A 14,546-nucleotide genomic window follows, 5' to 3' on the forward strand; every position below is an offset into this window, starting at 1 on the left:
TCCCACGCGGGTCTCGATGGTGGCCCCGAGCATACCGATGAACGCTCGTTCCGACCCTTCACAGCGTGAAGTCACGTGAATCGAGAATCCATGTTGACTCGGTTCACAGGACATGCTGTGATTGACCCATCGGTTCACGGAGTGCCCGCAACTGCGACCGCCGCCGTACGAGCGGTCAGGGGGGGCGCGGGCACTCCGTGAACTCGATCCCGATCTGCGCGAACGACAACGCCGGCGGCACCGCCGGCGCGACGCTCACCGCCCAGGACGCCTCCTTCGGCGCCGGCGGCTGTGGCGACCGGAAGAAGACGGGCCGACCACGCCCGCGCGACTCACCCAGGGGAGACCCACATGACCACCGTCCGCGTTGCCCTCACCGCGCTCGGCTGCTCCACCGCCGCCCTCGCCCTCGCCGCCTGCGGCCCGCTCGGCGTCGGCAAGGCCGAGCCCGCGTCGACAGCCCTGGCCGACCGGCCCGCCGCCGAGATCGGGACCAAGGCCCTGGCCGCCATGAAGTCCGCCTCCGCGATGACCGTCGACCTCGACGGCATCACCGACGGGCAGCCGATGAAGTACCACATGACCATGACCCGCACCGGCGACTGCCAGGGCAACCTCACGATGGAGGGCGGCAACGTCCGCCTGCTGAAGTCCGGCGCCTTCCTCTACATGAAGGGCGACGACGCCTTCTGGTCGTCCCAGGGCTCGGACGGCAAGGCCGCCCAGAGCGTCATCGGGAAGCGCTGGATGAAGACGAGCGCCTCCGGCCCGGACTCCAAGGAGTTCCTCCAGGCCTGCGACCTGAAGGCGTTCCTCACCGAACTCGACAAGGAGGAGGACGGCGACGACGACGGAACCAAGGGCAAGCCCACCACCGTCGACGGCATCCCCGCCCTGCCGATCACCGGCAAGGACGGTGCCGAGACGATCACCGCCTACGTGGCCACCCAGGGCAAGCCCTACATCCTCAAGGTCGTCACCAAGGGCGGCAAGGAGCCCGGCACCGTGCGCTTCACCGACTTCGACAAGGCGGCGGCCGTCGAGGTGCCCGCCGCCAAGGACGTCGTCGACATCGACAAGATGGGCAACTGACCGGCCGCCGCCGGGAATTGCGTCAGTGCGTCACCGGAAAGGCCGAGGCGAACCGGGGACCGTCCGACCGGTGCTGCACGGGGAAGGTCACCTTGAGACCCTGTTCCTGGCCGGTCACCGAGAGGCGGGTGGCGTATTGGAGGCCGAGAAATGCCTTCTTCGAATTGCCCGCGGACACGTAGGGCCGGGGCAGATTCAGCATGAGCTTGCCCGGCTTGCCGCCCCGATTTCCGTCGAAGAAGAGCACGCGGCGGTCGGTCAGCGCGATGTACAGGGGGCGGGGGGTGACCGTGGCCATCACCGTGCCGGCGCTGAGCACACCGACCACTGCGGCGGTGAGGACCTGCTTGCGGACCGAGACCGTGCCGACAGCGGCCAGCGAGGTCAGCTCCACCTGCTCGCCCTGGAGGAGCAAGGGGGCGAGGGCTTCGAGCAGTTGGCGATTGCGGCGGGCGTTGAGTGCCATGGCTGACTTCCTGGCGAGGGGGACGGGCTGTGTGCGGCGAGTGCCGGACGGAGATTATGCGGTTTTCGTGGACGGAAGCCGATGGTCCGGTATGGAGACAATCAAATTCACGTCAAGTCGGGTGGGGTGCGGCCGATTTCCCGGTCGGTCGATTCCCGCAAGGTTCGCTTAGGATCCGCGTATGTCGCTTGTTTCTTCCCTGCCTCCCCCGGATTTCGAGGAGGCGTCCGCCCATCCCGAAGTCGCGTGGCTCCGCCAGGCAGCCGCCGCTGCCGACATGGAGGCGCTGCGCGGGTATGTCCACGGGCTGCCCGAGGGGACCGGCCGCGCCTACGCCGTCCGCACCGTGGCCGAAGTGCCGGGCGTCGAGCACGTCCTGCGCACGATGGTCGCGGCGGCTCCGGAGGACGTCTTCGCCCTCACCGTCCTCGGTGCCCGTGAAGTCCAACTCGGCTGGGAGATCCGGACCGCCAAGCGGGCGCAGAGCGTGAGCAGGGAGCAGTTCGCGGCGTTTCACGCACACCTGCGGACGGCGGAACAACTGCTGATCCGGGCCACCGCCCTCGACCCGTCCTGCGGCACGGCCTGGGCGGAGCGGCTCAACACGGCCAGAGGACTCCAGCTCGGGCAGAACGAGGCACGCCGCCGCTACGAACGGCTGGCGAGGTACCACCCGCACCACTTCACGGGCCAGGCACGGCTCCTCCAGCAGCTGTGCCCCAAGTGGAGCGGGAGCTGGGAGGCCGCCCACGCGTTCGCCCGGGAGTGCATGCAGGGCGCCCCCGAAGCGACGCTGAACGCGGGGCTGGTGGCCGAGGCACACCTCGAGCACTGGAGCGCTCTGGACTCCGACCGCGACCGGGCCGAGTACCTGCGCCGGCCGCACGTCCACCCCGAACTCATCGAGGCCGCCGAGCGGTCCGTGTCCCATCCGCGGTTCCGGCGCGACCACGGGTGGGTCGTCGTCCAGGGCTCCTTCGCGGCCCTGTTCTCACTGATCGGCGACACCGCCCGGGCCGCCGCCCACTTCCGCGCGCTGGGCAACCTGGCATCCGAGTTCCCGTGGAGCTACCTCGGTGAGCCCGCCGACGTCTACGTCCGACACCGCAACGCGGTTCTCGCCAGAGGATGACCCGCCCATGCCGAACAGAGACCTGAGATGAACCAGCAGGCCGCCGTCCACCACACCGAGGTCGACGGCATACCCACCCTCTTCACCTACGCCGCCGGGCCGATGCGCGCGGGGCTGGTCTTCCGTGTCGGTGCCGCCGACGAGACGCTCGGGCGGGCGGGCCTGACGCACCTGACCGAGCATCTGGCCCTGCACCGCCAGGGCCTGGCCGACTACCACTTCAACGGGGCGACCAAGGCGGCGTTCACCCACTTCCACGCGGAAGGCGCCGAGCACGAGATCGTCGCCCACCTCACCGGTGTCTGCGCCTCCCTCGTCGACCTGCCCATGGACCGGCTGGAGACGGAGAAGGAGATCCTGCGGACCGAGGAGTCGCGCCGCGAACCCGGCCAGCTCCCGCTGTGGCGTTACGGAGCGCAGGGGTACGGCCTGGTCAGCTACCCCGAGTGGGGTGTGCGGAACGCGAGTGCCCAGGACGTGTGGCAGTGGGCGCGGACCTGGTTCACCCGGGGCAACGCCACGCTGTGGATCGCCGGCGAGCGGCTGCCCGCCGGACTGTCGCTCGAACTGCCCGGCGGGGACCGCAGGCCGATGCCGGCGGTGACCTCCGCACTGCCCGTCGCTCCGGCCTACTTCTCCGACGGGACCGGCGGGGTCCTGATGGACGCCGTGGTCACCGACACCACCGCCGCCCGGCTGTACGCGGCCGTCCTCGAGCGCGAACTGTCCCGCGCCCTGCGGCAGGAGGGCGGCTACTCGTACACCACGGCGGCCGACCACACCTCGCGCCGCGACGGGTTCGCCCTGGTGACCGCCTTCGCGGACGCCCTGCCCGCCAAGCAGGACGCGGTCCTCGGCGGATTCGTCGACGTCCTCGCGGGACTGCGGGCGGGCCGGATAGCCCAGGCCGACCTCGACGCGGTGCGCGGCCGCGCCGACGCGGCCCTGACCGCACACGACGCGGTGGTGCGCCGGCTGCCCGGCATGGCCGAGGAACTGCTCGCCGGACACCTCCCGCGCACGTCGGAGGAACTGCGTTCCGAACTGTGGGCGACCGCGCCCGCACATCTGCACGCGGTGGCCCTGGAGGCCGAGGGAACCGCCCTCATGCAGGTGCCCGCGCGGCACTCGGCGGACTGGGCCGGGTACACGGCGGCGCCGGTCAGGTCGCCGTACGCGGTCACCGGGCGGCGTTTCACCCAGAACCGCAAGGACGCCCCGGAGTTGGTCGTGGGCGACGACGGCGTCAGCCTGACGGAACGCCCTGCCGCCGGGACCGCCGGGACAGAACGTGCGGTGACCGTGCTCTACCGTTCCTGCGCCGCCATGCTGAGCTGGCCGGACGGCGGCCGCCGGCTCATCGGCACCGACGGCATCACGGTCGAGGTGGAACCGGGCCCGTACGGCATCGACGCGCACACCGTCGCCGTCATCGACGCCGCGGTGCCACCGGCGGCGGTGGTGCAGATGCCGCCCCGGCAGCCGCCACCGCGACGGGAGGCGGCCGGGACCGGCGACTCCGCTCCTGCCGTCACGCCGGCGGGTGCCGCCCGCACCCGGCGCACCGGGCTCCAGTCGGTGGCGATGGTCCTCTTCGGGCTGCTGGGCGGCTTCTTCGCCTTTGTGGCCCTCGCGTACACGGTCTTCGGCGCCGACGACCCGGAGACCGGCACCGGCGAGTGGATCACTGTCGCGGTGTTCCTGTGGGCCGTCAGCGCACTGCTGCTCTGGCCCGTCCTGCGGATCCGTCGGCGCACCACGCGACGGATATGATGCCGGCCGCCCCGCCCACGGAGGCCCGCGCACCCGCCGACGGCGGACGGAGCGCGGCCCGGCGGGGCGGCCGGTGACTCCGCATGTCATCGAGCAGTCAACAACGAATGGGGTGGGGATGTCCGGTCACCGGATGTCGAAGAAGCGTCGTTACATCGCCTGGGCGGTGGCGGGTGTCGCCGTGCTGGCGGGCGCCGGAGTCGCGGCGGAGGCCTCGATGGCGACCACCGTGTCCCGACCCGCGCCCAAGGTGTATACGGGCCGGGCGTTCGACACCTGCACCGCGCCCTCCTCGGCGGCGATGAAGGCGTGGAAGTCCGCCAACTTCTACGGCGCCGCCGCCGTCTACGTGGGCGGCAAGAACCGCGGCTGCGCGCAGCCGAACCTGACCGCGTCCTGGGTCAAGGCCGTGAGCGCGTCCGGCTGGAAGCTGATCCCGCTGTACGTCGGCGCGCAGCCGCCGTGCCAGACCAGCCGCAACCCGGAGAAGCTGACCGCCGCCACGGCCGCCTCGCTCGGCGCCACCGACGGCGCGGACGCCGTGGCGAAGGCCTCGGCGCTCGGCATGAAGACCGGCAGCACCCTCTACCTGGACATGGAGTCCTACGACATCACGAACACCGCCTGCAACACCGCGGTGCTCACGTACATCCGCGCCTGGGACAAGACCGTCCACGCCAAGAACTACTGGGCCGGCTTCTACGGCTTCAAGAGCAGCAGCGCCGCCGCCGTGGCAGGTGCCAAGGACCGCACCGAGCTCCCCGACGCCCTCTGGTACGCCCTGTGGGACCAGGTGAAGACGACGACCGCCGACTGGCCGTTCTCCAAGACGCTGTGGACCGGGCACCGCCGCGGCCACCAGTACATGGTCAACAGCAAGGAGACCCGCGGCGGTTGGACCCTCACGGTGGACCGCAGCGACTGGGACGCCCCGGTCGCCGTCACCGGCTGACCGCCGGGGGCGCGGACCGCGGACCGGAAGGCCCCCTGCCGGTCCGCGCCCCCCACCCCCTACAGTGCCAAGGTGGTCACAACCAGGGCGGGTTCAACGGCGGTAACGGCAGCGGCGCTGCTCGCGGTGCTCCTCGGCGCCGCCGGCTGCACGGGCGACGACATCGCGGGACAGGGCAGCGACGCGCCGGCGCCCGCGGGCTCGGCACTCAAGGCGGTCGGCGACCTGACGGTCAAGGGCCGCGCACCCAAGACCGGCTACGCACGCGACCAGTTCGGCAGCTCCTGGGTGGACACCGACCACAACGGCTGCGACACCCGCGACGACATACTGCAGCGCGACCTGACCGGCGAGTCCTTCCGGTCCGACAACGGCGGCGACTGCATCGTCACGTCCGGCCGCCTCGACGACCCGTACACCGGCAAGGGGATCAGCTTCACCCGCGGCCGCAGCACGGTCGACATCGACCATGTCGTGGCGCTCAGCGACGCCTGGCAGAAGGGTGCCAAGTACTGGGACCGCGACAAGCGGATACAGGTCGCCAACGACCCGCTCAACCTGCTCGCCGTCGACGGCCCCGCCAACCGCGGCAAGGGCGACGGCGACGCGGCGACCTGGCTGCCGCCCAACAAGGCGTTCCGCTGCCCCTACGTCGCCCGCCAGGTGGCGGTGAAGAAGAAGTACGGCCTGTGGGTCACCGCCGCCGAGAAGGACGCGATGACCGAGGTCCTGCGCAGCTGCCCGGACGAGCCGCTGCCCGGCTCCGGCAAGCCCGACGTGCCCGCCGCGGCCCCCTCCGGCAAGGACGGCGGCAACGGCGGCAACGGCGATGACCAGCCCGGTTCGGGCGCCACCACGTACCCGAACTGCGCCGCGGCCCGGAAGGCGGGCGCCGCCCCGCTCCACCGCGGCGACCCCGGCTACTCGGGCGCCCTGGACCGCGACGGCGACGGAGTCGCCTGCGACACCTGACCGGCACCGGCATCGTTTGTGCAGAGTGCTGGATATTGCGGGCCCCCGCTCAATATCCTCGATCACTGCATCTGCCAGATCGTGCACCGTCGCCCGATCCCTTGCCGGGAGGCAAAATGCTCCGCCGCAGGACTGCGCTCTCCGCCCTCGCCACCGCCGCCGTGCTGTTCTCCGCGCCACTCCTGACCTCCTGCGGAACACCGCACGCCGGTGCCGCGGCCGTCGTCGGCGGCCGGCAGATCACCGTGAACACGGTGCAGGCGAGGGTCGCGGCAGTACGCGCCGCCCAGGAGAAGTCGCCGCAGGCCGACCAGCTCATCGAGGCCAGCAGCGACCTCCAGCGCAACACCGTGCACAGCCTCGTCCAGGCCCGCGTCATCGAGCGCGCCGCCAAGGACGCCGGGGTCTCCGTCACCCCGCGCGAGGTGCAGCAGGCCCGCCGCGCCGCCGAGATGCAGGCCGGCGGCAAGCAGCAACTGGAGGCGCAGGTCCTCCAGACGTACGCGATGATCCCCGCCGACATCGACGAGAGCATCCGCACCGACCTGCTCATGCAGAAGGTCGCCGCCCACTACGGCGCGAACGTGCAGAGCCCCGAGGGCCAGACCACCCTGCTCACGGTGCTGCGCCGCACGGCCGACCGGCTCGACATCGACGTGAACCCGCGCTACGGCAAGTGGAACGCGCAGAAGCTCACCCTCGACACCACCAAGGACCCGTGGCTGTCCGAGGTGAGCGCCCCCGAGGCCGGTGCCTGAGCCGCACCCGGGCGAGGTAGTTTCGACGGGTGGACCACTCCGATGACTCCGCCCGCCCGGGCCGCCTGGTACTGCTGACCACCACCCACCGTGTCGCCCCCGGCCTGCTGTCCTGGCCGGCGTGGGAGCTGCTGCGCGGTGCCGACCGGGTCGTCTGCCCCGACCCCGGGCACCCGCAGCTGCCCTACCTGCGCGAGGCCGGCGTCGCGGTGGAGCACGCCGCCCCCACCGGCCGCGACCTGGTGGACCTCACCGGGGGCGGCCGCACGGTGGTCTACCTCACCGGCGGCGACGGCGACGCGGCCGTCACCGACGAACTGGCCCGGCTCGGTGGCTCGGGCCGGGTGGACATGCCCGACCTGGAACTGCTGCCCGGCTCGTACGACCTGCCCGGCGCCCGGCTGCTCGACCTGGTCCAGGTGATGGACCGGATCCGCCGCGAATGCCCCTGGAGCAGCGTGCAGACCAGCCAGGAGCTGGTGAAGTACGGCATCGAGGAGATCTACGAACTCGTCGAGGCGGCCGAGGAGGGCGACCGGGACGCGCTGCGCGAGGAACTCGGCGACGTGCTGCTCCAGGTGGTCTTCCACGCCCGCATCGCCCAGGACGACCCCGAGGAGCCGTTCTCCATCGACGACGTCGCCGCGACCATCGTCGACAAACTCGTCCACCGCCACCCGCACGTCTTCGGCGACGACACCGCCGAGACGCCGGAGGAGGTCCAGGCCCACTGGCTGCGGATGAAGGAGCAGGAGAAGCAGCGCACCTCCGTCACGGAGGGTGTCCCGCTCGGCCAGCCCGCCCTGGCCCTGGCGGCCAAGCTCGGCGCTCGCGCGGAACGGGCGGGCCTGGACGTGCCGGTGCCGGACGCGGACGCGGCGGACACGGGCACCGGTGATCGGCTGTTGGCGTTGGCGCTGGCCGCGCAGGGGGCGGGGATCGACCCCGAGTCGGCCTTGCGGGCTGCCGCCCGCCGGTACCGTGACGCGATCCTCGCGGCGGAGCGCGCCCGTACCGCCTAGGTTTTTTCTTGGGTTTTTCCCCGCCCTCCCGCCCGAGTGCCCGGCGCGGTAAGTGCGGGCCCCGCGCTGCGTGCGTTGTGGGGGTCGGCGCCGCTCCGGAGTCCTCCCCCAACCTTCGGCCGGGGGGACCCCCACGGCGCTCGCGGGTTACCCCAGCAATTTGTGTGCTGCGGTCGCCGCTCGTCGCCTGCGGGCGGACCCCGGCGCACCCCCTCCCGGGGTCGTTGGGGCGACTGACGGCCGGTGGGGTGTCTGTGGGCGGTGACGGCTGCGCACTTGGCCGGCGCTGCGCCTACGGGTGCCCGAGCACGGTGCCGTCTCTGACCACCCACCGGGGATCAGGCGCGGGACGAGACGGAGGGGGCGGGGGAGGTGGGGGCACCTCCCAGCGGTAGCTGGGGGAGGGTGGCGTTCTGGACTGTGGAGCATATTTGGGTGCACAACCCGGAGTGCGCAGCCGAGGGTGCCTGAGGCACCTAAATGTGCTGTCCAGAATGGCAGCCCCGGAGGGCCCGCACCCGGCCCCCCAACAACTGGCGTCGGGGCGCCCGGACCTTGCCGGGCACACGGGCGGGAGGGCGGGGAGTGAAACCGGGCGAATAGGGTAAATGGGTGGCATGCGAGCACTGGAGCAGATCCAGCTGGCCGTGCCGCACGACTACCTCGTCGGTATCGCCCCGCTGGTCGTGGGCATCTTCCTCGTCGGCCTGCTGATCGGGGCCGTCTCGATCGGCCTCTACCACCGGTCCAAGGAGCCTCCTCCCGAGCAGCGGCCGCAGCCCCGTGGCGGGGCGTGGCACACGCGCCAGGAGTACGGCCGCGAGACCCCGGCCGACCACGGCCCCGGTCACCAGGACGGTGAGCGGCACCCCCTGACCGAGTGGCGCGACTACGACGAGTGGCCGCAGGACGGCATCCGTCACCTTCCGCACTCCCTCAAGGGCTTCGGCAACTGGGGCTCCCACGGGGTCGCCGACCCGCCGGAGGGCGTGCCGGTCCCCAAGGCCCACGCCGCGAGCCGGAACCGGGCGCCCGGGCCGGACCGGGGCGCGGGGCCAGCCAACGGCGACGGCAGGGACCAGCGGGGCAGAGAGCCCTGATCCGGCGGCCCCGGCCGTAGTCTCGCGGTCATGCGTATAGACGTCCCGCACGCGTGGCCGCACGACGAGGCAGGGGCCCTCGCCCTTCAGGACCGGCTCCGGCCGCTGGCCGACCACCGCGGGCCCGGCCCGCAGCGGCCGCGGTACGTCGCGGGGCTGGATGTCGCGTACGGCGGGGGCCACGGTGCCGCGGACGACATCGTGGCCGCCGCCGTCGTCGTGGTCGACGCGGCCACGCTCGCCCCCGTCGACCGGGCCACCGCGACGGCCCGGGCGGGCTTCCCCTACGTGCCCGGGCTCTTCGCGTTCCGGGAGCTTCCCGTGCTGATCGAGGCCCTGCGGGGCCTGACCGTCACGCCCGACCTGCTGCTCTGCGACGGGCAGGGGCTGGCGCACCCGCGTCGCTTCGGTCTGGCCTGCCATCTGGGGGTGGTCACCGGGCTGCCGGCCGCCGGGGTGGCGAAGACCCCGTTCGTCGGCACGTACGACGCGGCGGCGCTCGGGGAGGAACGCGGGGCGTCGGCGCCGCTGGTCGACGCGGGCGAGACGGTGGGCCGGGCGCTGCGCACCCGGAGCGGGGTCCGGCCGGTGTACGTGTCGACCGGCCACGGCATCGACCTGGACACCGCGTGCCGCCATGTCCTGGCGCTCTCCCCCTCCTACCGCCTGCCGGAGACGACCCGGCTGGCCGACCGGCTCAGCCGGGAGCGGCTAACGTCATGGGGTGCATGACAGCGTGACCCCTGAGCCCCCCGAGCTGTTCACCTGGCAGTTCGCCACCGATCCGTACCCCGCGTACGCCTGGCTGCGCGAGCACGCGCCGGTGCACCGCACCACGCTGCCCAGCGGTGTGGACGCCTGGCTGGTGACCCGGTACGCGGACGCGCGGCAGGCGCTGGCCGACCCGCGGCTCAGCAAGAACCCGGTCCACCACTCCGAACGCGCCCACGCCAAGGGGAAGGTGGGCATCCCGGGCGAGCGCAGCGCCGACCTGATGACGCACCTGCTCAACATCGACCCGCCGGACCACACCCGGCTGCGCCGGCTGGTCTCCAAGGCCTTCACCCCGCGCCGGGTCGCCGAGTTCGCCCCGCGGGTGCAGGAGCTGACCGACCGGCTCATCGACGGTTTCGCGGCGAAGGGGGAGGCCGATCTCATCCATGAGTTCGCCTTTCCGCTGCCGATCTACGCGATCTGCGACCTGCTCGGCGTCCCCGCCGAGGACCAGGACGACTTCCGCGACTGGGCCGGGATGATGATCCGGCACGGCGGGGGTCCCCGCGGCGGGGTCGGCCGGTCGGTGAAGAAAATGCGCGGATATTTGCTGGAGCTGATCCACCGCAAGCGGGCGGACCTCGGCGACGACCTGATCTCCGGTCTGATCCGGGCCAGTGACCACGGCGAGCACCTCACGGAGAACGAGGCCGCCGCGATGGCGTTCATCCTGCTCTTCGCGGGGTTCGAGACGACCGTCAACCTCATCGGCAACGGGATGTACACGCTGCTGCGCAACCCCGGTCCGCGCCGTCAGCTGCAGGACGCGCTGGTCGGCGGCGACAACGGGCTGCTCGGCACGGCCGTCGAGGAACTCCTGCGCTACGACGGGCCGGTGGAGCTGGCGACCTGGCGTTTCGCGACCGAACCGCTGACTGTCGGCGGCCGGGACATCGCGACCGGGGACCCCGTCCTGGTGGTGCTCGCCGCCGCCGACCGCGACCCCGCGCGCTTCAACGAGCCGGACACACTGGATCTTTCACGCAGGGACAACCAGCACCTCGGCTACGGCCACGGCATCCACTACTGTCTGGGTGCGCCCCTGGCCCGGCTGGAGGCGCAGTCCGCGCTCGCCACGCTGCTGACCCGGCTGCCCGACCTGCGGCTCGCCGCGGATCCCGCGGAACTGCGCTGGCGCGGCGGGCTCATCATGCGCGGTCTGCGCGCATTGCCCGTCTCCTTCACACCGGAACGTGACTGACTGAGCGTCACGACGTGATCTTCACGTGATCCGCGAGACATCGACTTGTGATGCATGGGCCAAGGCCACTACGGTCAGGCGCCATCGCGATATTCGAATGTGAAAGGCGATAGCGCATGCTGAAGTCCGGGAACGGCCGACACCGCAAGCCGCGTCAGGCCCCGACCGCCATGGTTGCGGTCGCGGCGACCGGGGCGGGCCTCACGCTCCCCCTCTTCGCAGCGAGCGGCGCGAGCGCCGCGGACGCCGGCACCAGCTGGAACGCGGTGGCCGCGTGCGAGAGCGGCGGCCTGTGGAGCTCGAACACCGGCAACGGGTTCTACGGCGGCCTGCAGATCACCGAGGAGACCTGGCAGCAGTACGGCGGCACGGTCTATGCCGAGCGCCCCGACCTCGCCAGCCGCAATGAGCAGATAACCGTCGCGGAGAAGATCCTCTCCGTACTCGGCCCCGACGCCTGGTCCGGCTGCGCCGACCAGGGCGGCCTGGGCGAGGTGCTGCAGGACCTCCTCGGCGGCAACTCCGACGGCAAGGGCAACAACGGCAACAGCAACGGCGACGAGAACGGCAGCGACTCCGGGACGGACACCGGCTCGGACCACGAGGACGCCGGCACCGACGGCTCCTCCGACGGCACGGGCACCGGAACCGGCACGGACTCCGGCACGGACGCGACCGCCGGGTCCTCCGACAGCGGCGACGACTCGACCGCCGTCCCCGGCTCCACCGCCACGCCCGACCCGGAGACCTCCACCGGCACGGCCGCCAAGACCCCGGGCAAGCACCGCAAGCCCGAGGCCGACACCACCCCGCGGCTGTCCGGCCGCACGACGGGCACCGGCAGCGGCAGCCACGGCGTGACCTCGGTGCCGCCGCAGATCGTCGAGGGCGACGCCGCCTGGGGCGCCATCTCCCGCGACACCACGCGCGGCGCGGACGAGCGCTCGGACCGCGGCTCGGACCGCGGCGCGGCGAAGGACACCTCCACCAAGGACACCGGCGACGGCCGATACGTGGTGCAGGAGGGCGACTCGCTGTGCGGGATCGCCATGGAGCAGGGCCTGCCGGGCGGCTGGCGCGGGCTGTACGCCGCCAACAAGGACGTCATCGGCGACAACCCGGACCGGATCGTGGCCGGCGAGACCCTGGAGCTCGGCCGCCGCTGACCCGGTGCCGCCGCGGGCGCCCGGCAGGGGCGCCCGTGCGCGGCGGTCCGTGTCCGCGTGTCCGTGCCGGTCGGCGGGCGTCCGTCCCCGATCGTTCTTCTCGGTGCCCCCTTCCGTTCGCGGTCCGGTGCGGACTTCCCCGGAGCGTGCCCGGACGGGGCTTTTCGGGTCGGTTAGGCTCATGCCCGAAACGAAGAGACATCAGAAGGAGACTCACGTGCCGTCGATCGACGTCGTCGTAGCCCGGGAAATCCTCGACTCGCGAGGCAACCCCACCGTGGAGGTCGAGGTCGGCCTCGACGACGGCAGCACGGGCCGTGCAGCCGTGCCCTCCGGAGCGTCCACCGGAGCGTTCGAGGCCCTTGAGCTCCGTGACGGTGACAAGAGCCGTTACCTGGGCAAGGGTGTGGAGAAGGCGGTGCTCGCCGTCATCGAGCAGATCGGCCCGGAGCTGGTCGGCTACGACGCCACCGAGCAGCGGCTGATCGACCAGGCGATGTTCGACCTGGACGCCACCCCGGACAAGTCCTCCCTCGGCGCCAACGCCATCCTCGGTGTCTCGCTGGCCGTGGCCCACGCCGCGTCCGAGGCCTCCGACCTCCCGCTCTTCCGCTACCTCGGCGGCCCGAACGCCCACGTGCTGCCGGTCCCGATGATGAACATCCTGAACGGCGGCTCGCACGCCGACTCCAACGTGGACATCCAGGAGTTCATGATCGCCCCGATCGGCGCGGAGTCCTTCTCCGAGGCCCTGCGCTGGGGTGCCGAGGTCTACCACACCCTCAAGGGCGTCCTGAAGGAGCGCGGCCTGTCCACCGGCCTCGGCGACGAGGGCGGCTTCGCCCCGAACCTGCCGAGCAACCGCGACGCCCTCGACCTGATCGTCGAGGCCATCAAGAAGGCCGGCTACCAGCCGGGCCAGGACATCGCGCTGGCGCTCGACGTGGCCGCCTCCGAGTTCTACAAGGACGGCAGCTACTCCTTCGAGGGCAAGTCCCTGTCGGCGGCCGAGATGACCGCGTACTACGCCGAGCTGGTCGCGGCGTACCCGCTGATCTCCATCGAGGACCCGCTGAACGAGGAGGACTGGGACGGCTGGAAGACCATCACCGACCAGCTCGGTGACAAGGTCCAGCTCGTCGGCGACGACCTGTTCGTCACCAACCCCGAGCGCCTCCAGCGCGGCATCGACAACAACACCGCCAACGCCCTGCTGGTCAAGGTCAACCAGATCGGCTCGCTGACCGAGACCCTGGACGCGGTCGAGCTGGCGCAGCGCAACGGCTACAAGTGCATGATGTCGCACCGCTCCGGCGAGACCGAGGACGTCACCATCGCCGACCTCGCCGTCGCCACCAACTGCGGCCAGATCAAGACCGGCGCCCCCGCCCGCAGCGAGCGCGTCGCCAAGTACAACCAGCTCCTGCGCATCGAGGAGATCCTCGACGACGCGGCCGTGTACGCCGGCCGCTCGGCGTTCCCGCGCTTCAAGGGCTGACGCCTCACCGCTGCCGCCCGTCGCGCCCGCGGCGGGCGGCAGCGGTTCCCGGGCACCGGTCCACTGGTCCACCGGTCCCCCGAGGCAATGACGAACGCGAACCCCCCCACCGGAGGTGCACGTGCCGGATCGCTTCTCCACCGCGACGCGCATCCGTGCCCTCGGGGCACAGGCGCAGGCCCGCGTCTACCGCGCGACCGGACGCCCGCGGCGGCCCGTACTGCCGCGCGGCCGCAACCGGCTGACCGGCCGGGCCGCGCTGCTCGCCCTCGTGGTGTGCGCGTTGGTGGTCGCCCTCGCCTACCCCACGCGCCAGTACGTCGCCCAGCGCTCGCAGATCGCCGACCAGCGCAAGCAGGCCGAACAGGCCCGCAAGCGGGTCGAGGAACTGCGCGAGGAGAAGGCGCGCTGGCAGGACCCCGAGTACGTCAAGACGCAGGCCCGCACCCGGCTCCACTACGTCCTGCCCGGCGAGACGGCGTATACGGTGGTCACTCCCTCCGGGGCCGCCGCACGGGGTGACGAGGCCGCCGGCCCGCGCCGCGGCGACAGCGACAACGCCGCCCGCCGCCCCTGGTACGCCAACCTGTGGGACGGCGTCGACCACGCCGACGCCGCCGCCCCCGCACACCGCTGAAAG

The 14,546-nt window shown here is 72.1% G+C and carries 14 protein-coding genes and 1 pseudogene; 14 read left to right on the forward strand and 1 reads right to left on the reverse strand.

Features of this window, described 5'->3' with window-relative positions; translation table 11 throughout:
* The first annotated feature begins 351 nt into the window (after positions 1-351).
* Positions 352-1,092, forward strand: coding sequence for a hypothetical protein (locus ABZ883_RS28055; protein WP_360910845.1), 741 nt, complete (start codon positions 352-354; stop codon positions 1,090-1,092).
* A 22-nt stretch (positions 1,093-1,114) separates the two neighbouring features.
* Here the strand turns inward: ABZ883_RS28055 and ABZ883_RS28060 are convergent, their stop codons facing one another.
* Positions 1,115-1,558 carry a hypothetical protein gene (locus ABZ883_RS28060; protein ID WP_360910847.1) on the reverse strand — a complete coding sequence of 148 codons (444 nt, stop codon included), beginning with the start codon at positions 1,556-1,558 and terminating at the stop codon, positions 1,115-1,117.
* A 181-nt stretch (positions 1,559-1,739) separates the two neighbouring features.
* Between ABZ883_RS28060 and ABZ883_RS28065 the strand changes: the two genes are divergently transcribed.
* The 13 genes and pseudogenes from ABZ883_RS28065 to ABZ883_RS28125 all read left to right on the forward strand — a co-directional run bounded on the left by ABZ883_RS28065 (position 1,740) and on the right by ABZ883_RS28125 (position 14,543).
* On the forward strand, positions 1,740-2,690 hold the full coding sequence (locus ABZ883_RS28065) for a hypothetical protein (RefSeq protein WP_360910849.1): 951 nt from the start codon (positions 1,740-1,742) through the stop codon (positions 2,688-2,690).
* Between the two features lie 27 nt (positions 2,691-2,717).
* Positions 2,718-4,463, forward strand: a complete 1,746-nt coding sequence (locus ABZ883_RS28070; RefSeq protein WP_360910851.1) for an insulinase family protein — start codon at positions 2,718-2,720, stop codon at positions 4,461-4,463.
* Positions 4,464-4,581: 118 nt separating this feature from the next.
* Entirely contained in the window at positions 4,582-5,415 is an 834-nt protein-coding gene (locus tag ABZ883_RS28075) for a glycoside hydrolase domain-containing protein (RefSeq protein ID WP_360910854.1), read from the forward strand.
* Positions 5,416-5,577: 162 nt separating this feature from the next.
* Positions 5,578-6,174, forward strand: a pseudogene (locus tag ABZ883_RS28080) (HNH endonuclease family protein); the annotation flags it as partial.
* Between the two features lie 18 nt (positions 6,175-6,192).
* Positions 6,193-6,387: an excalibur calcium-binding domain-containing protein gene (locus ABZ883_RS28085; protein ID WP_360911027.1), complete on the forward strand. Its 195-nt coding sequence runs from the start codon at positions 6,193-6,195 to the stop codon at positions 6,385-6,387.
* 116 nt (positions 6,388-6,503) lie between these two features.
* Entirely contained in the window at positions 6,504-7,145 is a 642-nt protein-coding gene (locus ABZ883_RS28090) for a SurA N-terminal domain-containing protein (RefSeq protein WP_360910856.1), read from the forward strand.
* A 29-nt stretch (positions 7,146-7,174) separates the two neighbouring features.
* Complete coding sequence (locus tag ABZ883_RS28095) at positions 7,175-8,167, forward strand: nucleoside triphosphate pyrophosphohydrolase (RefSeq protein WP_360910858.1); 993 nt, start codon at positions 7,175-7,177, stop codon at positions 8,165-8,167.
* Positions 8,168-8,784: 617 nt separating this feature from the next.
* Positions 8,785-9,267, forward strand: coding sequence for a DUF6479 family protein (locus ABZ883_RS28100; protein ID WP_360910860.1), 483 nt, complete (start codon positions 8,785-8,787; stop codon positions 9,265-9,267).
* 30 nt (positions 9,268-9,297) lie between these two features.
* Entirely contained in the window at positions 9,298-9,999 is a 702-nt protein-coding gene (locus tag ABZ883_RS28105; RefSeq protein ID WP_360910861.1) for an endonuclease V, read from the forward strand.
* Positions 9,992-11,242, forward strand: coding sequence for a cytochrome P450 (locus tag ABZ883_RS28110; RefSeq protein ID WP_360910864.1), 1,251 nt, complete (start codon positions 9,992-9,994; stop codon positions 11,240-11,242). The genes ABZ883_RS28105 and ABZ883_RS28110 overlap by 8 nt, the downstream gene beginning before the upstream one ends.
* 116 nt (positions 11,243-11,358) lie before the next feature.
* On the forward strand, positions 11,359-12,408 hold the full coding sequence (locus ABZ883_RS28115; protein WP_360910866.1) for a transglycosylase family protein: 1,050 nt from the start codon (positions 11,359-11,361) through the stop codon (positions 12,406-12,408).
* A 217-nt stretch (positions 12,409-12,625) separates the two neighbouring features.
* Positions 12,626-13,906, forward strand: coding sequence for a phosphopyruvate hydratase (eno, locus tag ABZ883_RS28120; protein WP_360910868.1), 1,281 nt, complete (start codon positions 12,626-12,628; stop codon positions 13,904-13,906).
* A gap of 121 nt (positions 13,907-14,027) precedes the next feature.
* Positions 14,028-14,543, forward strand: coding sequence for a septum formation initiator family protein (locus ABZ883_RS28125; protein ID WP_360910870.1), 516 nt, complete (start codon positions 14,028-14,030; stop codon positions 14,541-14,543).
* Positions 14,544-14,546: the final 3 nt, after the last annotated feature.

The sequence above is a fragment of the Streptomyces sp. NPDC046977 genome, from assembly GCF_040644455.1.
Lineage (GTDB): Bacteria > Actinomycetota > Actinomycetes > Streptomycetales > Streptomycetaceae > Actinacidiphila.